The sequence below is a fragment of the Alcanivorax jadensis T9 genome, from assembly GCF_000756655.1.
GTDB classification, from domain to species: Bacteria; Pseudomonadota; Gammaproteobacteria; order Pseudomonadales; family Alcanivoracaceae; genus Alcanivorax; species Alcanivorax jadensis.
Genome location: NZ_ARXU01000017.1, coordinates 53,087 through 72,002, shown reverse-complemented (window position 1 = coordinate 72,002; position 18,916 = coordinate 53,087). Strand labels below are relative to the sequence as shown.

Here is an 18,916-nt window from a genome sequence, read left to right as displayed (position 1 = left end):
TGTCCGTTAAAGCGGGTGAGGATCATTGTCGGCAGCAGCGCCTTGTTAGGGGCTTTTCCACCCCTAGCTTTTTTTAGTATCCACATAAATTTTGGCCATGCTGATTGACACAATAGAAGATAAAGACAAAACGCCCAGGCTAATCATTTCCCAAGAGCTTTCGATCATCCATTTTTCCGATAATTTGCTCACAGAAACAATGATTAAAAAGATACTTAGCATCCCAACAATAAAACCAGCCCATGCAATCTTCATATAGCAACCATATCTCGCCAAGTACATGAACCCTAGAACTGACCCCGCCAGAAAGTGCAAGCCAACATATATGGTTAATTCAACGCCCATAACTTCTCGAGCAATCCTTGATACACATTTTCGCCCACCCTAACAGCGTATTAATTAGAACGTTCCGCATAACCCGGTTCCGTATAACTCTGGAACCCTAATCCCGGCCCCGAAAGAAAATCCTGCCATAACAATCGCTTGGCAGGCTATAGCCAATTTCCTACACGGAGTTATGCGGAACCTTCCTTATAACTCCTTTCCTTTGAACTCGGAGACAGAAAAACCAAAGCCCCACTAAATCAACATGTTGGCATTTCCCTTTCCGGGTTCAACGGAAGCTTCCGTTGAAAAGGGGAATCGCAATCCCTATTTGCTGAACACCCCCCTTGCCAGGAATGCCTTCACCTGCTCAATTACCTCCCCATTGCGCATCATGAACGGATGCGTCACCGGCAACACCAGATGATCCTGCATGCCTTCGACTTTGGTTCTTTCCACGGTGACCTTGCCGTCATTGGGGCCGGGTAATTGGGTGGAGAGCAGAAAGTTGATGGTGTCGCTGCCGGCGATGATGCCCAGGGGGAAGTCCACCGGGCCGAGCTGGTTGGGGACGCTGTCGGGGCCGGTGCCCATCTGGCTACCGGCGGGGCCGTTGAACCACTGGAATGGGGCCCAGTCACCCAGGCGGTCCACCACTTCGCTGCCCTGGTTGGGCGGGCCGAGCATGACGGTGCGGCACAATCGTTCGATGCGATGCTGGCTCAGGTACTGGCGCAACAGGATGCCGCCCATGGAATGGGTAACGAAATGGATGGTGCCGGTGGCCGGGCATTTTGCCAGGGCTTTGGGCAGGGTTTCCGTGGCGAGGGTTTGAATGTCTTTCTTGGTGGAGGGGTAGCCCTGATTCACTACCGTGTAGCCGGTGTTCTCCAGGGCGTTTGCCATTTTCTTCATGGCATGGGCGGTTCTGGCCAGGCCATGGAGCAGGATGACGCATTGAGGGTCCTGGGTTTTCATTGTTGTGCTCTCGGTATCCAGCAAGGCCGTTCCCCCTCTCCCTGTCCCTCTCCCACAAGGGGAGAGGGGACTCTCCAGAAAGGTTTGGCTGCAGCCCTCATCTCTTGAGTGAATGGCATCGGCAAGAAGACTAGGGCTAAAACAGGCCCACAACAGCAAGCCTGCTAACAACCTCATAAAGTGTACCAGTTGCCATTCAGGGCTAGCCAAGTTGATCCAGGGCGGACGACAGCCGCGCCACTGCCGCATCCACATCCCCCAACTTGTCCAGGCCGAACAGGCCCACGCGAAAGGTCTTGAAGTCCGCTGGTTCGTCACACATTAGCGGTACACCGCCGGCGGTCTGCAGGCCGAGCTGAACGAAGGCGGCGCCACTCTTGATAGTGTCGTTGTCGGTGTAGCACACCACCACGCCGGGGGCTTCAAAGCCGGGGGCGGCAACGCTGGCGAAGCCGTGTTTGGCCATCAGCTCGCGCACGCCGGAGCCCAGCTTCCACTGGCGCTCTTTCACGGCGGTGAGCCCTTCCTTCATGGTTTCCAGCATGGTGTCACGGAAGCCGCGCAGGGCATCGGTGGGCATGGTGGCGTGGTAGGCGTGGCCGCCGTTTTCGTAGGCGATCATGATGTCGCGCCATTTGCGCAGATCGCAGGCGAAGCTGGTGCTGGTGGTTTCGTGCAGGCGCTGGTCGGCGGCTTCACTGAGCATCACCAGAGCGCTACAGGGGGAAGAACTCCAGCCTTTCTGCGGGGCGCTGATCAGCACGTCCACGCCGATGGCTTTCATGTCCACCCAGATAGTGCCGGAGGCAATGCAGTCCAGCACGAACAGGCCGCCCACGCTGTGCACGGCATCGGCCACCTGTTTCAGGTAGTCGTCCGGCAGGATGATGCCGGAGGCGGTTTCCACGTGGGGGGCGAACACCACGGCCGGCTTCTCGGCCTTGATGGTTTCGACCACCTGCTCGATGGGGGCCGGGGCGAACGGCGCTTGGGGCTGGTCACTGATGGGCGCGGCTTTCAGTACGGTCTCTTTGGACGGGATGCTGCCCATCTGAAAGATCTGGCTCCAGCGATAGCTGAAAAAGCCATTGCGGATCACCAGGCAGGACTGATCGGTAGCAAACTGCCGGGCCACCGCTTCCATGCCGAAGCTGCCGCCGCCGGGCACCACGGTGACCGAGTGGCCGTTGTAGACCTGCTTCAGGTTACTGGAAATATCCCGCATGACCTGCTGGAAACGCTGGGACATGTGGTTCAGGGAACGGTCAGTAAACACCACGGAATACTCAAGCAGGCCGTCTCGATCAAAGTCACGGGGCAAATCTGTCACTGGGGGTCACCTCTGCAGCAACCGGCACGGGCCGGTCTCGTCGCGTTATTGTCTGTCTTGGATACTGGATTGCTGGCAGCGCCGCAACCGTCCGGGGCAAAAAGCATGGCAAAAGGGGCATCAACTGCTCAAATCGCAGTCAATGACTGTCGTCTGCAGTCAAGTAAGCTTATGCATTATCATTCTTGAGCCAACCGGGGCGCTGCCTCATACTATGCGGCCTTGGCGCCCTGTAAACACCGCGTTTAACGTCTTTCTTTCTCGGCAAGCGAGCCACGATCTCATGACAGAGTACGTCCTGATTCTGATCAGCGCTGTGCTGGTAAACAATTTTGTCCTGGTGCAGTTCCTGGGGCTGTGTCCCTTTATGGGGGTCTCCAACAAGATCGAGACCGCCATGGGCATGTCCCTGGCCACCACCTTTGTGCTGACGCTATCGTCCGTGCTCGCCTACCTGACCTGGGCCTATATTCTGGTGCCCTTCGAGCTGGAATACCTGCGCACCATCAGCTTCATTCTGGTGATCGCCGTGGCGGTACAGTTCACCGAGATGTTCGTGAAAAAGGCCAGCCCCCTGCTCTACCGGGTACTGGGGGTGTTCCTGCCGCTGATTACCTCCAACTGCGCGGTGCTGGGCGTAGCGCTGCTGAATGTACGCCAGGAAGATGCCACCTTTATGTCATCGCTCACCTACGGGCTGGGCGCAGCGCTGGGCTTTTCCCTGGTGCTGGTGCTGTTTGCCGCCATGCGTGAGCGTATTGCCGTGGCCGATGTGCCGGAAGCGTTCCGTGGTCCCAGCATCGGCCTGATCACCGCCGGCCTGATGTCGCTGGCCTTCATGGGCTTTTCCGGGCTCATCAAGTTATGACCGCTGTACTGATTGCCGTGGCCGCCCTGCTTGCCCTGGCCGCCGTGTTCGGTGCGGTGCTGGGCTTTGCCTCGGAGAAATTCAAGGTCGAGGGTGACCCCATTGTCGACCAGATCGATTCCCTGTTGCCGCAGACCCAGTGTGGCCAGTGCGGGCACCCGGGCTGTCGCCCCTACGCCGAGGCCATTGCCGAGGGCGAAGACCACAACCGCTGCCCGCCCGGCGGGCAGGACACCGTGGATTCGCTCACCGACCTGCTCGGCCGCGACGAGCTGACCCTGGATGACGAAGGCGCCGAGGATGCGGACATCCCCAAGGTGGCGTATATCCGCGAGGACGAGTGCATCGGCTGCACCAAGTGCATCCAGGCCTGCCCGGTAGATGCCATCGTCGGCGCCGCCAAGCTGATGCACACGGTAATCGTGGACGAATGCACCGGCTGCGACCTGTGCGTGGAGCCCTGCCCGGTGGACTGCATCGACATGGTGGAAGTGCAACCCACCCTGCAGACCTGGGGCTGGAACCGCCCGGCCGGTATCGGCGAGCGCCCGGACAGCCGTATTGAAGTGGTGAACCTGTGATTCGTACCCTGTTCAGTTCGCGCAGCCGCAAGGTCTACGACTTCCACGGTGGTATTCACCCACCGGAAAGGAAAGCGCTTTCCAACGGCACCGCCATTGTCCCCGGCCCGATGCCGGCGCAGCTGATACTGCCGCTGAACATGCACATCGGCGCCCCGGCCAAACCGCTGGTGGAACCCGGTGAGCGGGTACTGAAAGGCCAGATGATTGCTGAGCCCAGCGGCGCGGTAAGCGCGGCCATTCATGCCCCCACCTCCGGCACCGTCAGCGCCATCGGCCCGCGCGCCATTCAGCACCCGTCCGGGATGGATGCCATCTGTATCGTCATCGACACCGACGGCAAGGATGAATGGATCGAACACGCCGGTGTGGCCGACTACACCGAGCGCAGCCCCGGTGAACTGGTGGACACCATCCGTCATTCGGGCATCGCCGGCATGGGCGGCGCCGGCTTCCCCACCAGCATCAAGGTGAACCTGGGCGACCACCAACGGGTGGAAGAACTGGTAATCAATGCGGTGGAATGCGAGCCCTATATCACTGCCGACGACCGCCTGATGCGCGAGCGCGCCGACGAGATCATTGCCGGCATCAACATCCTGCAATACCTGCTCAACCCGCGCCGCACCCTGATCGGCATCGAGGACAACAAGCCGGAAGCGATCTCCATCATCAAGCGAGCCTGCAAAGGCTGCGACATCGACGTGCGGGTGGTACCCACCAAGTACCCCTCCGGCGGCGAAAAGCAATTGATCCAGCTGCTCACCGGCAAGGAAGTGAAAAGCGGCCAGTTACCGGCCCAGGTGGGCGTGGTGTGCCAGAACGTGGGCACCGCCTATGCCATCAAACGAGCGGTGATCGACGGCGAGCCACTGCTGTCGCGGGTGACCACGCTCACCGGCGAAGGCGTGAGCCAGCCGGGTAATATGGAGGTGCTGTTGGGCACCCCGGTACGCGATCTGCTGCTGCACGGCGGTGTGGATCCGGACAACATCGGCCGTCTGGTCATGGGCGGCCCGATGATGGGCTTCACCCTGCACAACCCGGCAGTGCCGGTGGTGAAAACCACCAACTGCATCATCGCCGCCACCCTGGAAGAACTGCCCGAGCCGCCCCCGGAGCAACCCTGCATCCGCTGTGGCTCCTGCGCCGACGTGTGCCCGGCCAACCTGCTGCCCCAGCAGCTCTACTGGCACGCCAAGAATGACGATCTGGAAAAGGCCCAGCACCACAACCTGATGGACTGCATCGAGTGCGGCGCCTGCGCTTATGTGTGTCCCAGCCATATCCCGCTGGTGCAGTACTACCGTTATGCCAAGGCAGAAGTGCGCCAACAGGCCGCCGAACAGGTAAAAGCCGACAAGGCCCGCCAGCGATTTGAAGCGCGCCAGGCTCGCATCGAAGCGGAAAAGGCCGAGAAAGAAGCCCGTCGTCAGGCGCGGCTGGAAGCCAACCGCAAGAAGAAAGTCGAGACCAGCGCACCGTCCGTGGACACAGTCGCCCTCAAGCAAGCATCCCTGGAAGCGTCCAAGGCCTACAAGGCCGCCGTGAAAGCGGCCAAGGCTGCCGAGGCGGAAGGCGCCGCCAACATCAACGAACTGAAAGCCGAAGTGGACCGCCTGAAAGCCGAGGCCGACAAGGCCAAGGCCGCCGTGCGTGACGCCAAGGACGCTGGCCCTGCTGCCGCCCCCACAGAAGACCGGGTCGGCAACTTGAAGAAGCAGGTTGGCGAGGCATCCACGGCCTACAAAGCTGCCGTGAAAGCCGCCAAGGCAGCGGAGGAAAATGGCGACGACAATGCCGCCGACCTGCGCGCCAAAGCCGATGAACTGAAGGCCAGTGCCGACAAGCTGAAAGCAGAATTGCGCGATGCCAAGGCCAGTGCCCCGGCCACAACCGCCGCAGCCCCTCAAGCCGACCCGATGGCGGACCTGAAGAAACAGGTGGGTGACGCCTCTTCCGCCTACAAGGCAGCGGTGAAAGCGGCCAAGGAAGCGGAAGAAAACGGCGCCGACAATGCCGCCGAGCTGCGCAGCCAGGCGGACGAACTGAAAGCGAAGGCAGACCAACTCAAGGCCGACCTGCGCGACGCCAAGGCCAATGCGCCGGCCACGCCTACCCCGGCACCTGCCGCTGCACCCGCAGACCCGCTGGCAGAACTGAAGAAGAAGGTGGGCGAGGTCTCCTCCGCCTACAAGGCCGCAGTCAAAGCCGCCAAAGAAGCCGACGAGAACGGGGCGGACAATGCTGCCGAGTTGCGCGCCGAAGCGGATCGCCTGAAAGCCGAGGCCGACCACTGGAAAGCCGAACTGCGCGAGGCCAAAGCCTCTGCTCCGGCTCCGGCGACCCCCAAAACACCGCCGGCCCCCACGGATACCCCCAAGGCCCCGGAAACCGAAGCCCCGCAGGCTTTGAAGGCTGTGGACCCAGAGGTGGCCGCCAAGCGCCAGAAGCGCCTCAAGGCCCTGAAGACCGCCTACAACATGGCCCACAAGCAGTACAAGGAAGCCCACGCAGCCCTGGAGCGCGGCGAGCGTAACGGCGATATTCCCGCCGAAGAGCTCAATGCCATGGAACGGAAAGTGGACAAGCTGAAAGGCAAGGCCGACGTGGCCCGCGATGCCCTGGACGCGCTGGTGGAAGAAGCCAAGGCAGACATCCGCGCCCACACCGGCAAGGATCTGAAAACCCTCAAGCTGGAAGCCGCCCGGGCAGAAAGTGCCCTGGCCGACAAACAGCGCGAGCTTGAGCAACAGCGGGACAACGCCTCGGAAGTCAATCTGGAAGCCCTCAGTTCCGAATTACAGGCCCTGGAGGCGGAAGCCCAGATCGCCCGCATGGCGCTCAAGCAGGCGGTAGAAGAACAAGGACTGCAAGACTGATGGCACTGATCTCTTCAACCTCGCCCCACACCACGGTGAGCAACAACACCGGCGCTTTCATGCGCCAGGTGATTTACGCCACCCTGCCCGGTCTGGCGGTGCTGACCTGGCAGTTCGGCTGGGGCACAGTCATCAATGTGCTGTGGGCCGTGGTGGTGGCGCTGGTCAGTGAGGCGCTGATCCTGAAAGCCCGCGGTCGCCCGGTGGCCTTCTACCTGAAGGACTACAGTGCGGTGCTCACCGCCGTGCTACTGGCCCTGGCGCTGCCGCCCACCTCCCCCTGGTGGCTGACCCTGATCGGGGTGGGCTTTGCCATTATTGTGGCCAAGCAGCTCTACGGTGGCCTGGGCATGAACCCGTTCAACCCGGCCATGGTCGGCTATGTGCTGCTGCTGATTTCTTTCCCGGTGGCCATGACCCAGTGGATTGCCCCGGGCGAAGCGCCCAGCCTGGCGCAAAGCTGGCAGCTGTTTACCGGCCAGTTGCCGGTGGATGGCCTGAGCGGCGCCACGCCCCTGGATACCTTCCGTACCTGGGCCGGCAACGACAGCGAGCTGGCCAGCCACGGCATCCTGGATGGTCAGTTTGCCGGGCTCGGCTGGGAATGGGTCAATCTGGCCTTTTTGCTGGGTGGCCTTTATCTGATCAGCCGCAAGATCATTACCTGGCATATCCCGGCGGGTTTTCTGGGCGGCCTGGCCCTGCCCGCCCTGATTGCCTGGCTGATCAACCCGGTGCGGTTTTCCGACCCGGTGTTCCAGATTTTCTCCGGCGGGGCCATGCTCGGCGCTTTCTTTATCGCCACCGACCCGGTGAGCGCCGCCACCAGCCGCAGTGGCCGGCTGATCTATGCGGCACTGATCGGCGTGCTGATCTGGGTGATCCGCAGCTTCGGCGGCTACCCGGATGCCGTGGCGTTCTCGGTGCTGCTACTGAATCTGTGCGCGCCCTTTATCGATTACTACACCCAGCCACGCACCTACGGGCACAACAAGGCGAACCGGGGCACTAACAGCGCCAAACAAGGGGGTGGCTCATGATGCGCCAGGCCATCTCCCGGAATATGGTGATCCTCAGCGTGTTCGCCATCGGTACCGCCGCTACCCTGGCGATCACCAACGAGCTGACCATCGGCAAGGTAGAGTGCAACAAGCAGGCCGCATTGATGGCATCGCTCAACGAAGTGATGCCCCACGAGCAGCACGATAATGATCTGCTCGCCGACCGTCTTACCGTCAGCGACCCGCTGCTGGGTCGCAACGGCCACCATGTCTACCGGGCGCGTCTTGATGGCGAGCCCAATGGGGCCGTACTGGAAGCCACCGCCCCGGACGGTTACGGTGGCAATATTGCCCTGATCGTCGGCGTGGATACACAAGGCAAGGTTCAGGGAGTGCGCGTCGTGCCACCGCACAATGAGACCCCGGGGCTCGGCGATAAAATCGAAACCAAAAAATCCGACTGGATTGATGGTTTCAATGGCCTGTCTCTGGGCAACCCTGCCAGTGACGGCTGGGCGGTGAAAAAGGATGGCGGCCAGTTCGACAGCTTTACTGGCGCCACCATTACCCCCCGTGCTGTGGTGGGGGCCGTGCACCGTGCCCTGCAATATTTCGACGCCAACCGCGACGCTGTGTTCAGCACCCCGGCGGAAGCGGTATCGGTGGAGAGTTGTGATGAGTGATGCGAACTACAAAAAGATCATGGGCCAGTTCCCGATAGGATTTACTCATTCAGCGGCAAGCAGAGCTCGCAGAGTAAGGCATTTCGTCGCAGGCATAGTGGGCCTATTCCAAGACGAAATAACACAGCTATGCGAGCTCTGCTTGTCGCCCTTCGGGTCATCTCCAAAATGGCCCACTGCTTCGTTGTTTCCTCTCGAAAGAGGCCCACTCTTCCTTCAAGAAAACGCCTCACATTGGACCATTTTGGAGGTGACTGAATGAGTAAATCCTATCGGGAACTGGCCTTGGACGGGCTGTGGAACAACAACCCGGCCACCGTGCAGATTCTCGGCCTGTGCCCGCTGCTGGCGGTGACCGGCACCGTGGTCAACGCCCTGGGCCTGGGCCTGGCCACCCTGGTGGTGCTGATGGGCTCCAACATCTGCGTGTCGCTGATTCGTCAGTACGTGACCGATGCGGTACGCCTGCCCGCTTTCGTGATGATCATCGCCGCCATGGTGACGGTGATTGAAATGCTGATGCAGGCGTTCACCTTCGAGCTGTACGAAATCCTCGGTATCTTCATTCCCCTGATCGTCACCAACTGCACCGTGCTGGGCCGTGCCGACGCCTTTGCCAGCAAGAACCCGGTACTGCCAGCGGCGCTGGACGGTTTCATGATGGGGCTGGGTTTTCTGGTGATCCTGCTGATTCTCGGCGGCATGCGTGAGCTGATCGGTCTGGGCACCCTGTTCACCAACATGCAGTTGCTGTTTGGCCCCATGGCGGCAGACTGGCAGATTCAGGTGGTAGAAAACTACGGCGGCTTCCTGTTCGCCATCCTGCCCCCGGGAGCCTTCGTGGGCCTGGGCCTGATCATCGCCGGCAAGAACGTGATCGACAAGCGCCTCAAGGCCATCCAGAAAGCCAGGGCCTCCGACGAACCCAAGGTCAGCCGGCGGGTGCGTACCACCGGCAAAGTCAGTTAATACCTTCATCGCATCATGGTGGATAACGCCTATCGGCTAATCCACCCTACCCGCACACCAATCTCCCGTAGGGTGGATTAGCCGATAGGCGTTATCCACCACTCATCCCAAGCCGAACCCACCTCCCCGTAGGAGCGTTAGCTTGCGACGCGAACCGGAACGAAGTGCATAAACCTAAAAAGACGGACTTACCACAGAGGGCACAGAGCACACAGAGAAAAAACGTCTTTCCCTCAGTGATCTCTGTGCCCTCTGTGGTAAATCTGTCTTTCGGGTTTTAGGTTTATGCTCTTTGCACCCTGCGGGCCGCCAGTGGCGCTTCTACGGCAACTTCATTCGCGGCTCAAGCGCCGCTCCTACAGCACCGACCCTGACACCAACAACGCCAACGCCAACGCCACCAGTCCATGCGGCAAGAACACATGACGCCAGCGCAGGATCCGTAGCAACTCCTTCATTCCACCGGCGCGGCGGCTTCGCTCCCAGCTGTTCGCGGTCTGGAACGGAGCGATATCGTCCACCTCACCTCGAAAGTGCGCTTCGATCTTTTCAATGCGAGCGTAATGGGCAGACTGAAACGCTTTCCAGTGTCCTTCCACCAGCCAGAACATCAGGCTACCCACCACCCCCACCCAGAGCAGCGCCGGGCGATCAAAGAACGCCCCGGTCCCGGCCAATACGCCGGCCAGAGTGACACTCCAGGCCTTGATCGTGAGCGACTTCTGGTCGAACGAATCGATCAGCCCGGTCAGGTGGAAATATTCGCTTTCCAGTTGCTGGTCCAGTTGTAACATGCCATCCCCCCATGAACGGATCGGATTCTCCGATAAATCCGCGCTATTAAACGCGATTCAATCCTTACAGACAAAGCGGCACAGTAACGGGCAAGGAGATATGTCATGAACCGAAAGCCAGTGACGCTACGACAGCAGCCCTTGTCCGGGGACATCCGCGACCAGCTGTATGGCCCCGCGCGGGATCAATGGCGGGATCACCCTCACTATCTGATCAGTGACGCCCGCGCCCTCCAGCGCAACCACCGTAATCTGAAGCGTCAGGCCCGCCAGTACCACGGCGCCCTGACCCATCTGCTGGAGCTAAGCGAGACGGAGCGCAACGCTCAATCCAATCGCCAGTTACTGACCACCATCGGTAACCATGGACAACGCCTGCTGAAAAATCTGCACAGCCATCATGGCTTCGAGGACAGCAGTGTCTTTCCGGTGTTGCGCCAGCATCACCCACGGCTGGCCGCCGGCTTCGGCGTGCTGGAACAGGATCACCTGGCCCTGGATGCTCTACTGGATGATATCGACCGGCAACTCACCCTCTTCCCGGCGTTGACGACGAATCCGCAGGCACTGGAAACCGCACATCAGCAAGCGGCAAACCTTGAGGCATTACTGCATCGTCACATGGATGACGAAGAGGACATCATTGTGCCTATCTATTTGTTGTACATGTAATTTTTTGCGTTCTATTGAACGGCATAATTCACACTCTTTTGCACTTGTTGTGCGCCAGGCAGCGAACATTATGGCCATTACAGGATCATAATAGGCACAACCAACAAATAAGGAGTGAGCCATGAAAAGCGCAGCAGTTGCCGCCCTGGGTATCGTAGGGGCCGTGGCCATCGCCGGTGTCGGCTATGGGGCTTACCAGGCCATAACCCCGGCTACCTCAGGCTATGCCCAGGTAGTGAATGTGGACCCGATTGTGAAAACCTGGCAGGAACCCCGTGAGGTTTGTCAGCAAGTCACCGTGGAACGCAAGAAACCGGTTAAAGACCAGCACCGGGTTACCGGTAGTGTCGTCGGTGCCGTGGTCGGCGGTGTGATCGGCCACCAGTTTGGCGGCGGTAGTGGTAAAGATGCGGCCACCGCAGGTGGTGCCATTGCCGGTGGTGTGGCAGGTAATCAGATCCAGAAAGGCATGCAGGAAAAAAACACCTACACCACCACGGAACAACGCTGTAACACCGTGATGGAAGACAAGAGTCGCACAGAAGGTTACGACGTGACCTATGTCTTCAATGATCAGGAAGACACCATTCGCATGGACAAGAAGCCCGGCGAGCGGTTGCGTATTGAAGAAGGGGAAGTGGTTACCCAGTAACCCTCTCCTGAATGCATAAAAAAGCCCGCTTCTGCGGGCTTTTTTATGACGCCTTTGCGGTCAACCCGATAGCACAGACACGAACGTCTGGATGATCGTCGCGTTGGCAATATCCACGATAAAGCCCCCTACCACCGGCACGATGATAAACGCCAGCGGCGACGGGCCATGATGTTGGGTCACCGCCTGGATGTTGGCCACCGCTGTAGGCGTAGCCCCCATGGCAAAGCCGCAGTGGCCAGCACAGAGGACGGCCGAATCATAGTTGCGCCCCATCAGCCGGAAGGTCACCAGGGTAATGAACGCCAGCGCCAACCCCACCTGCACCAGCAGCATGGCCAGCATGGGCAGTGCCAGATCCACCAGTTGCAACAATTGCAGACTCATTAATGTGATCGCCAGAAAAATCCCCAGCGCCGTGTTACCCACCACATCAATGGTGGCATCGTTGACCTGCCACAGGCGACGCGCCGTGTTACCCAGCACAATGCAGACAAACAGCACCCATACAAAGGTAGGCAACCGGAACACGGAAGCAAACTCTTCCGCCGCCACCGCGCCGACCACCACACCCACTGACAGCAACATCAGGATGCGGATCACGCTGGCGGCGGAAATCGGGCGAGGTGTTTCCGCTTCGTCATGCTCGACATCTTCCACCGCCGCACCATGGGCCGGTGCGGCAAGCCGGTAGCGACGAATCAGGAACATGGCCAGAGGCCCGCCCAGCAACGCCCCGAATATCAGACCGAAAGTAGCAGACGCCGCGGCCAGCTCACTCACGCCGGTAAGACCGAAATCCCGCTCGAAGACCCCCGCCCAGGCGGCACCCGTGCCGTGGCCGCCGGTCATGGTCACCGAGCCGCCAATCAGGCCATACCAGGCATCCAGCCCCATCAGCTTGGCCATCATCACACCGACCAGATCCTGCAGTGCCACCAGCACGATCACCAGCACGGCGAACAGCAGCATGGCCCAGCCGCCCCGGCGCAGCAGACGAAAGTCCGCCGCAAGCCCCACGGCACCGAAGAAAAACAGCATGGCCGGCGTCTTGATGCTTTCATCAAAGGTCAGGCTGATACCGGATACCTGCATCAGAGTGACAACGATGGTGGCCAGCAAACCGCCCACCACCGGCTCGGGCATGTTCAGCCGCGCCAGCAAGTCCACCTTGTGAACGATCCACTGACCGGCGCCCAGCACCAACAATGCGACCATGAGGGTTTCCATGGCGGAAAACTGCATCCCTTTCTCCTTGTTGGCGGCTGGGGTTCCCCCCTCACAGCCACCGATTTGATCCGTTATACTGCCCGCGACAACGGGAAGCTGTTATGAATCGCGAAAAACGAACTGAAATCTTTACCCGTCTACGGGATCAGAACCCCCACCCCACCACCGAGCTGGAATACAGCAGCGATTTCGAGTTGCTGGTGGCCGTGGTGCTGTCTGCCCAGGCCACAGACGTGGGCGTGAACAAGGCCACCGCCAGACTCTATCCGGTGGCCAATACGCCAGAGGCGATCTTCGCCCTGGGAGTCGACGGGCTTAAAGAGTACATCAAGACCATCGGCCTGTTTAATTCCAAGGCCGAAAACATCATTCAGCTGTGTAAAATTCTCGTCGAGCAGCATGATAGCCAGGTGCCACGTACCCGCGAAGCCCTGGAAGCCCTGCCAGGTGTGGGTCGCAAAACCGCCAATGTGGTGCTCAATACGGCCTATGGCCTGCCCACCATGGCGGTGGATACACATATCTTCCGGGTGTCCAACCGCACCCGGATTGCACCGGGCAAGAATGTGCTGGAAGTGGAAAAACGGCTGGTTCGACTGGTGCCGGAGGAATTCCTGCGCGATGCCCACCATTGGCTGATCCTGCACGGCCGCTATGTGTGTATGGCCCGCAAGCCCAGGTGTGGCGAATGCCTGATCGCAGACCTGTGCGAATTCCCGCCGAGCCAGCGGCCAGCATGAGTGGTAATTGAGCGCCCTGCTCTACGTTGCTACTCTGAAGTATCTCAGTTTGGTAACGAAGGGACGCGACATGAAACACACGATCCTGCTGGCAACACTGCTGGGCCTGTGCGCCCCGGTTCTGGCCGGCGACCTGAAGCCTGGCCTGTGGCAGATCAATACCACCATGGAAGGCGACAATCTGCCCCCGCAGATGCGGGCTCATACCCAGCAGCAGTGCCTCAGCCCTGAAGAGGCCGAGGATGTGGTCAGTGCCCTGCAAGAGAGCTGGAACGCGGATGAATGTGACCTTGGGAAGGTGGATCGCAGCGGAGACAATCTGACCTGGGAAGCCAGTTGCAACCAGAACGGCATGCAGAGCACCATGAAAGGTTCGGTGACACTGCATAGCGATACCCATTACACCAGCACCATCGACATGACCATGCCGAGCCACAAGATGGTGTCGAAGAGCGAAGGAAAATGGGCCAGTTCGGATTGTCCTGGATAAGGATTGGCGGTTCGCCTTGCGAGCAAGGCTCCAACGAAATCATCACCTACCACTTAACCGTTGGAGCTATGCTTGCATGGCGAAAGGGCTTAGCCCGGTAGTCATGAGCATAGCTCCAACAGCGCAGCGAGGTGCTTCAGATCTCTCCAGCAAACACCTTCTCAAAAAACGCCAGCACTCGCTGCCAGCTGTCTTCCGATGCACCCGCATCGAATTTTGAACGCAGCGGCGGTAATGGCCCCAGCTTCTTGAAGGTAAAGGTCTGGTGGTCATTCATGAAGGAATGGCCCACGTCCTCGTAGGTCTTGATATCGTGGGGCACACCCAGCGCATCCATGTGCTTTGCCAGACGATCACCATGATCGCCATAGATCATGTCCGTGCGCCCCCAGCCACCCACAGCCGGGCAGATGCCGCTCACCTCTTTCACGTTTTTGGGCATGCCACCATAGAAAGGCGCCACCACCTGCACCGGTGCCTGGCTGGCGTAGAGCACCGCAAAGCGACCGCCCATGCAGAAGCCCATAACACCCACCTGGGTCACCGCTTCTTCGCTCTGGTTCAGCAACCATTCACGGCAGGCTTCCAGTTGCTCGAAGGTCTGCCCCTTGCCGGTTTCATGAGCTTTCAGGGTTTTCACTACGCACAGGGCCTTGCTGCCCGGCAGATCGTAGAGATCCGGCACCAGCACCGGATAACCATTATCCGCCAACCGCTGGGCAATGCGTTCGATATCCTCGGTGTAGCCAAAAATGTCATGAATGGCGATCACCGCCGCCTTGTGAGGATTGGCCGTTTTCGGGCGCAGCCAACGGGCACGCATGGTGTGACCGCCGGGAATTGGAATGCCTACAGGTTGGTTGGACATGAGAAACCCAATTGATAGTTGATAATGAATAATTGATAACGAAGCAGTGAGGCTACTACCACCGGTCAGGGTTCCCCCTATCCAACCGGGCCACTTCCAACCCAGTTATCAACTATCAATTCTCAATTATCAATTGCTTTTCATTTTTCCTGCATGGCCACCAGCCGCGCTTCCTGCAGGGCGGCGGTGCGGTGTTTGGTGGCTTCGCGGTATTCCGGATCGGCCAGCATGGAGGCAAAGGCCTGTTTGGAGGGGTAACGTACCAGCAGCACGTCGTCCCACTTCTCTGCGTCCGGGGCAATCACGCCGGCCAGGGCCTTGCCCTTCCAGACCAGCTCGCCGCCGACACCGCGAACCTTGCCGAAGGCCACGTCGGAATATTTCTGGTAGGCCTCGCGGCCGCTGTAATCCGCTTCGCCATCCTTGTACCGCGCGGTCTCGTTAAAGCGAAGCAGATTCAGCATGACGATGGGGGTATCGTCCGGCAGGGATGCCAGTATATCGGGCAGGGTCTGGGGATTCGGGTCGATGACCGGTTTCTCTGACATGGTGACTCCGTTTGGTTTTTTATCAGCAAGGCGAAGGGTTCGATCACCACCTTGCCGCCGTGTCAGGCAGAAAGACAGGGCCGATAACGACACCCTGAACGCCAAAGCGGTCACAGCACTGTCAGGGCAATCTGCTCCGCGGCACAGAGACTTTCCAGGTCATCCAGACTCTGCGTCGGAAAGCGCAGTGTCATCGCCACTGATTGGCTGTAATGCACGTCCAGCACCTCTGCCGCATTCTGCTCCGCCCAGTGACGAAGGCGCTGCTCCAGAGGGAAGCCCATCTCCAGCCGGCAGGTGAGCTGCGGCACACTCTCCACCCTTTCCACTTCCGCCAGCACCGCTTCTGCCGCTGCCGCGTAGGCGCGGACCAGACCGCCCGCCCCCAGCTTCACGCCACCAAAATAACGGCTCACCACCACCAGCACATCACTCATGCCCTTGTGCTGGATCACATTGAAAATGGGTTTGCCGGCGGTGCCCGAAGGCTCGCCATCGTCATTCATGGCGGCCTGGGCAGAAGCCGGGTTGCCAAGCAAGTAGGCGTAGCAATGGTGGCTGGCATCCGGGTAACGGGCCCTGGCCTCGTCGATCACCGCCATGGCCTGTTCGCGGCTGGCTACCGGGCGCAGCCAGGTGATGAAACGACTTTTGTTGATCAGTAGTTCCCGGTCAACGGGAGCGGCGGGAACGGGATAACCTTTGATGGCAAACTCCGGGTTGATCACTGGCGGGGAGCCGCTATGGTAAGGTAATTGCCGTCTTTATCCGAATACGCGACTTGCCATGACCGATCCCCTCAGCCAAGACGATGACAGCCTGCGCCGCCGCAAGCGGCTGGCCATCGGTGTTGCCCTGCCCGTCACAGGTGTGATTTTCGCACCGCTGCTGTGGGCCCTGTACCAGGATGGCAGTATTTTCTTCTTTACGCTTTGTGCCCTGCTATGGCTGGGCGCCGGGCGATTCATCTATCACCTGTTGGCGCCCTGATCTCGATCAGAGGTCCTGACCACAACCACTGAAGAGCTTTTCGTTACTGATAACCTTCACCTGATAATCGAAAGACTCACCGCTCATGGAGTCATCGCAGGGCATTTCGCTGATTTCCACTTTCAGCTGGTCAGTGTCGGTGTTGGCAAGGTAAATGGTTTCCGTGCCTTCGGTCTGCGCCCCTGGGTCCGGAGTGGTTACCGTGGTTTCGCCGTAGTCGCCCACAAAGACCAACTTTTCGTCCGGGTAAATTGCCAGATGCCAGCCAGGCTCGTTACCGACGGCCCAGAATGACGCCCCCGCTTCCTGCGCCTTCACCATGGCGGTTTTCGGTCGCGCCTCCGCGGATTGCTCGGCGCCAACCCGCTGCAACATGACCGTGATCTCTTCACCGCTGGCCCGTTCGCCCAGTTCGGCGGTATGCCGTTCGGTGGTGAGCCACAGCAACTGCCCATCCGCGCCACGAATTTCCGCACGTACCGCATACGCCATTGGATGGTCATGCATTACCGCATCCCTGGCATAGCGCAGGGTAAAGGGCACCGGTACCTGACCCGGGTCGTCGATATGTTGCTCGGCAATCACTGTGGACGGCGCATCGGCCAGCGATACATCCTCCAGGGTTACCGTGAGCGTTGCACCTTGCGGCATGGCCATGCGCTCGCGGTACATGACTTTACCACTGAGGATCTGCTGCTCGGTCTTTTCACTCTGCTCCACCACGGTGGGTTGTTGGCTATCAGATTCCGGTTTTCCCTGATCACAGCCAGACAGGGCAAGCAAGGCAGCAATGCCAGCGGAGCCAAACAGCACGGGAAAAGAACGGTGGGTTAATATGGGAGATCGCATAGTCATTCCTTGTCATCGTCAGTGATGGGATTCGCTGGACGCTCGGCGGTTCCCTGCCGAGCTTTACTAATAAAGCACCGCCCATAAAAAAGCAGCCCACTGGGGCTGCTTTTTTACTTTTCTTCAACGATGTCTTTAAACGGTAACGACCAGCTCCACATCAATATGCCGCGGGAGGCAGCACACCTTATGGGCCTTTTCCTCCAGGGTATGCGCTTGCTCCTGATCCAGCCAGGGCGAGCCGGCACAAAAAAGCCCCGGCTTGCCGGGGCTTCAGAGCATTCATAGCGAACCGGCCTCAACCGAAAGCCGGAATCCCGGTCTGGGACCGGCCCAGAATCAGGGCGTGAACATCATGGGTGCCCTCGTAGGTGTTTACCGCCTCCAGGTTCATCACATGGCGGATCACATGGTACTCGTCGCTGATACCGTTGCCACCGTGCATGTCACGGGCCTGGCGGGCGATATCGATGGCCTTGCCGCAGTTGTTGCGTTTCATCAGCGACACCATTTCCGGCGCCCAGTTGCCGGCATCCATCAGTCGGCCCAGCTGTAGCGCGCCCTGCAGGCCCAAGGTAATTTCGGTCTGCATGTCCGCCAACTTTTTCTGGATCAGTTGGGTAGCGGCCAGTGGCCGGCCAAACTGCTTGCGATCCAGGGTGTACTGGCGTGCTGCCTGCCAGCAGAATTCCGCCGCGCCCATGGCACCCCAGCTGATCCCGTAACGGGCCTTGTTCAGGCAGCTGAACGGCCCTTTCAGCCCCTCTACGTCCAGGCGGTTTTCGTCCGGTACGAAGCAGTCATCCAGCATGATCTGCCCGGTGATGGAGGCGCGCAGGGAGAACTTGCCTTCGATCTTCGGGGTGGTGAAACCGTCAAAGCTGCGTTCCACCACAAAGCCGGTGATCTTGCCGTCCAGATTGGCCCACACCACCGCCACATCGGCAATGGGCGAATTGGTAATCCAGGTCTTGGCGCCGTTGAGCAGGTAGCCACCGTCCACCTTCCTGGCGCGGGTGCTCATGGAACCCGGATCGGAACCGTGATCCGGCTCGGTGAGACCGAAGCAGCCGACCCACTCGCCGGTGGCCAGTTTCGGCAGGTATTTCTGGCGCACCGCTTCACTGCCAAAGGCATGAATCGGGAACATTACCAGTGACGACTGTACGCTCATGGCCGAGCGATAACCGGAGTCCACCCGTTCCACTTCCCGGGCCACCAGACCGTAGCTCACATGGTTCACACCGGCACCGCCATACTGCTCGGGAATGGTGGGGCCGAGAAAACCCAGCTCGCCCATTTCCGTCATGATTTCCCGGTGAAAAATCTCGTGCCGGTTGGCTTCCAGCACTCGGGGCATCAGTTTGCTCTGGCAGTAATCATGGGCCGCATCACGAATCATGCGCTCGTCTTCGGTGAGCTGGGTTTCCAGCAACAACGGATCTTTCCAGTCGAATCTCTGCATTA

Annotated in this window: 21 protein-coding genes; 11 read left to right on the top strand and 10 right to left on the bottom strand. The window is 59.6% G+C overall.

What is annotated here, in order from left to right; all coding sequences use genetic code 11:
- Positions 1–63: 63 nt before the first annotated feature.
- From T9A_RS15890 to T9A_RS15880, 3 genes are all read right to left on the bottom strand, one after another.
- The gene (locus tag T9A_RS15890) at positions 64–345 is read right to left on the bottom strand and encodes a hypothetical protein (protein ID WP_035250387.1); all 282 of its coding nucleotides are present in this window, start codon (positions 343–345) and stop codon (positions 64–66) included.
- Positions 346–651: 306 nt separating this feature from the next.
- Entirely contained in the window at positions 652–1,302 is a 651-nt protein-coding gene (locus T9A_RS15885) for a lipase family protein (protein ID WP_035250384.1), read from the bottom strand.
- 202 nt (positions 1,303–1,504) lie between these two features.
- The gene (locus T9A_RS15880) at positions 1,505–2,632 is read right to left on the bottom strand and encodes an aminotransferase class V-fold PLP-dependent enzyme (RefSeq protein WP_035250381.1); all 1,128 of its coding nucleotides are present in this window, start codon (positions 2,630–2,632) and stop codon (positions 1,505–1,507) included.
- 283 nt (positions 2,633–2,915) lie between these two features.
- Between T9A_RS15880 and rsxA the strand changes: the two genes are divergently transcribed.
- From rsxA to T9A_RS15845, 6 genes are all read left to right on the top strand, one after another.
- Positions 2,916–3,500, top strand: coding sequence for an electron transport complex subunit RsxA (rsxA, locus tag T9A_RS15875; RefSeq protein ID WP_035250378.1), 585 nt, complete (start codon positions 2,916–2,918; stop codon positions 3,498–3,500).
- Positions 3,497–4,081 (top strand): electron transport complex subunit RsxB, encoded by a 585-nt coding sequence (rsxB, locus tag T9A_RS15870; RefSeq protein WP_035250376.1) that lies wholly within the window; start codon positions 3,497–3,499, stop codon positions 4,079–4,081. The genes rsxA and rsxB overlap by 4 nt, the downstream gene beginning before the upstream one ends.
- Positions 4,078–6,963, top strand: coding sequence for an electron transport complex subunit RsxC (rsxC, locus tag T9A_RS15865; protein WP_035250373.1), 2,886 nt, complete (start codon positions 4,078–4,080; stop codon positions 6,961–6,963). Before rsxB ends, rsxC begins: the two co-directional genes overlap by 4 nt.
- A complete protein-coding gene (gene rsxD, locus T9A_RS15860) occupies positions 6,963–8,003 on the top strand; it encodes an electron transport complex subunit RsxD (RefSeq protein WP_035250370.1) in 1,041 nt (346 codons plus the stop codon). Before rsxC ends, rsxD begins: the two co-directional genes overlap by 1 nt.
- Positions 8,000–8,647 carry an electron transport complex subunit RsxG gene (gene rsxG, locus T9A_RS15855; protein WP_035250369.1) on the top strand — a complete coding sequence of 216 codons (648 nt, stop codon included), beginning with the start codon at positions 8,000–8,002 and terminating at the stop codon, positions 8,645–8,647. Before rsxD ends, rsxG begins: the two co-directional genes overlap by 4 nt.
- A 258-nt stretch (positions 8,648–8,905) precedes the next feature.
- A complete protein-coding gene (locus tag T9A_RS15845; RefSeq protein ID WP_035250364.1) occupies positions 8,906–9,616 on the top strand; it encodes an electron transport complex subunit E in 711 nt (236 codons plus the stop codon).
- A gap of 356 nt (positions 9,617–9,972) precedes the next feature.
- On the opposite strand, the gene T9A_RS15840 is transcribed toward T9A_RS15845, so the two are convergent.
- The gene (locus T9A_RS15840; protein WP_035250362.1) at positions 9,973–10,410 is read right to left on the bottom strand and encodes a hypothetical protein; all 438 of its coding nucleotides are present in this window, start codon (positions 10,408–10,410) and stop codon (positions 9,973–9,975) included.
- 105 nt (positions 10,411–10,515) lie between these two features.
- Here T9A_RS15840 and T9A_RS16730 point away from each other — a divergent pair, with 105 nt between their 5' ends.
- Positions 10,516–11,082, top strand: a complete 567-nt coding sequence (locus T9A_RS16730) for a hemerythrin domain-containing protein (protein ID WP_052043107.1) — start codon at positions 10,516–10,518, stop codon at positions 11,080–11,082.
- A gap of 121 nt (positions 11,083–11,203) precedes the next feature.
- On the top strand, positions 11,204–11,734 hold the full coding sequence (locus tag T9A_RS15830) for a glycine zipper 2TM domain-containing protein (RefSeq protein ID WP_035250359.1): 531 nt from the start codon (positions 11,204–11,206) through the stop codon (positions 11,732–11,734).
- A 60-nt stretch (positions 11,735–11,794) separates the two neighbouring features.
- Here T9A_RS15830 and gltS read toward each other — a convergent pair whose 3' ends face one another.
- Entirely contained in the window at positions 11,795–12,979 is a 1,185-nt protein-coding gene (gltS, locus tag T9A_RS15825) for a sodium/glutamate symporter (protein ID WP_035250356.1), read from the bottom strand.
- An 86-nt stretch (positions 12,980–13,065) separates the two neighbouring features.
- Here gltS and nth point away from each other — a divergent pair, with 86 nt between their 5' ends.
- Positions 13,066–13,704, top strand: a complete 639-nt coding sequence (gene nth / locus T9A_RS15820) for an endonuclease III (RefSeq protein ID WP_035250353.1) — start codon at positions 13,066–13,068, stop codon at positions 13,702–13,704.
- Positions 13,705–13,774: 70 nt separating this feature from the next.
- On the top strand, positions 13,775–14,194 hold the full coding sequence (locus T9A_RS15815; RefSeq protein WP_035250350.1) for a DUF3617 domain-containing protein: 420 nt from the start codon (positions 13,775–13,777) through the stop codon (positions 14,192–14,194).
- A gap of 136 nt (positions 14,195–14,330) precedes the next feature.
- Here T9A_RS15815 and T9A_RS15810 read toward each other — a convergent pair whose 3' ends face one another.
- The 3 genes from T9A_RS15810 to T9A_RS15800 all read right to left on the bottom strand — a co-directional run bounded on the left by T9A_RS15810 (position 14,331) and on the right by T9A_RS15800 (position 16,338).
- Positions 14,331–15,062, bottom strand: a complete 732-nt coding sequence (locus T9A_RS15810; protein WP_035250347.1) for a dienelactone hydrolase family protein — start codon at positions 15,060–15,062, stop codon at positions 14,331–14,333.
- A gap of 140 nt (positions 15,063–15,202) precedes the next feature.
- Complete coding sequence (locus T9A_RS15805) at positions 15,203–15,610, bottom strand: DUF1330 domain-containing protein (RefSeq protein ID WP_035250343.1); 408 nt, start codon at positions 15,608–15,610, stop codon at positions 15,203–15,205.
- A 110-nt stretch (positions 15,611–15,720) separates the two neighbouring features.
- Entirely contained in the window at positions 15,721–16,338 is a 618-nt protein-coding gene (locus tag T9A_RS15800) for an IMPACT family protein (RefSeq protein ID WP_156964922.1), read from the bottom strand.
- A 58-nt stretch (positions 16,339–16,396) separates the two neighbouring features.
- Here T9A_RS15800 and T9A_RS15795 point away from each other — a divergent pair, with 58 nt between their 5' ends.
- Positions 16,397–16,600, top strand: coding sequence for a hypothetical protein (locus T9A_RS15795; RefSeq protein WP_035250342.1), 204 nt, complete (start codon positions 16,397–16,399; stop codon positions 16,598–16,600).
- A 6-nt stretch (positions 16,601–16,606) separates the two neighbouring features.
- On the opposite strand, the gene T9A_RS16725 is transcribed toward T9A_RS15795, so the two are convergent.
- Together T9A_RS16725 and T9A_RS15785 are read right to left on the bottom strand one after the other, a co-directional pair.
- The gene (locus T9A_RS16725) at positions 16,607–17,449 is read right to left on the bottom strand and encodes a YbaY family lipoprotein (RefSeq protein WP_052043106.1); all 843 of its coding nucleotides are present in this window, start codon (positions 17,447–17,449) and stop codon (positions 16,607–16,609) included.
- Between the two features lie 298 nt (positions 17,450–17,747).
- Positions 17,748–18,914 carry an acyl-CoA dehydrogenase gene (locus tag T9A_RS15785; RefSeq protein WP_035250339.1) on the bottom strand — a complete coding sequence of 389 codons (1,167 nt, stop codon included), beginning with the start codon at positions 18,912–18,914 and terminating at the stop codon, positions 17,748–17,750.
- Positions 18,915–18,916: the final 2 nt, after the last annotated feature.

Excerpts from the sequence above, each read along its gene's own strand:
- T9A_RS15840 (WP_035250362.1), bottom strand. The coding sequence starts at position 10,410 with ATGTTACAACTGGACCAGCAACTGGAAAGCGAATATTTCCACCTGACC.
- T9A_RS15810 (WP_035250347.1), bottom strand. The coding sequence starts at position 15,062 with ATGTCCAACCAACCTGTAGGCATTCCAATTCCCGGCGGTCACACCATG.
- T9A_RS16730 (WP_052043107.1), top strand. The coding sequence starts at position 10,516 with ATGAACCGAAAGCCAGTGACGCTACGACAGCAGCCCTTGTCCGGGGAC.
- T9A_RS15885 (WP_035250384.1), bottom strand. The coding sequence starts at position 1,302 with ATGAAAACCCAGGACCCTCAATGCGTCATCCTGCTCCATGGCCTGGCC.
- gltS (WP_035250356.1), bottom strand. The coding sequence starts at position 12,979 with ATGCAGTTTTCCGCCATGGAAACCCTCATGGTCGCATTGTTGGTGCTG.
- rsxD (WP_035250370.1), top strand. The coding sequence starts at position 6,963 with ATGGCACTGATCTCTTCAACCTCGCCCCACACCACGGTGAGCAACAAC.
- nth (WP_035250353.1), top strand. The coding sequence starts at position 13,066 with ATGAATCGCGAAAAACGAACTGAAATCTTTACCCGTCTACGGGATCAG.
- T9A_RS15795 (WP_035250342.1), top strand. The coding sequence starts at position 16,397 with ATGACCGATCCCCTCAGCCAAGACGATGACAGCCTGCGCCGCCGCAAG.
- T9A_RS15805 (WP_035250343.1), bottom strand. The coding sequence starts at position 15,610 with ATGTCAGAGAAACCGGTCATCGACCCGAATCCCCAGACCCTGCCCGAT.
- T9A_RS15845 (WP_035250364.1), top strand. The coding sequence starts at position 8,906 with ATGAGTAAATCCTATCGGGAACTGGCCTTGGACGGGCTGTGGAACAAC.
- T9A_RS15830 (WP_035250359.1), top strand. The coding sequence starts at position 11,204 with ATGAAAAGCGCAGCAGTTGCCGCCCTGGGTATCGTAGGGGCCGTGGCC.
- T9A_RS15890 (WP_035250387.1), bottom strand. The coding sequence starts at position 345 with ATGGGCGTTGAATTAACCATATATGTTGGCTTGCACTTTCTGGCGGGG.
- rsxG (WP_035250369.1), top strand. The coding sequence starts at position 8,000 with ATGATGCGCCAGGCCATCTCCCGGAATATGGTGATCCTCAGCGTGTTC.
- T9A_RS16725 (WP_052043106.1), bottom strand. The coding sequence starts at position 17,449 with ATGCGATCTCCCATATTAACCCACCGTTCTTTTCCCGTGCTGTTTGGC.
- rsxA (WP_035250378.1), top strand. The coding sequence starts at position 2,916 with ATGACAGAGTACGTCCTGATTCTGATCAGCGCTGTGCTGGTAAACAAT.
- T9A_RS15785 (WP_035250339.1), bottom strand. The coding sequence starts at position 18,914 with ATGCAGAGATTCGACTGGAAAGATCCGTTGTTGCTGGAAACCCAGCTC.
- T9A_RS15815 (WP_035250350.1), top strand. The coding sequence starts at position 13,775 with ATGAAACACACGATCCTGCTGGCAACACTGCTGGGCCTGTGCGCCCCG.
- rsxB (WP_035250376.1), top strand. The coding sequence starts at position 3,497 with ATGACCGCTGTACTGATTGCCGTGGCCGCCCTGCTTGCCCTGGCCGCC.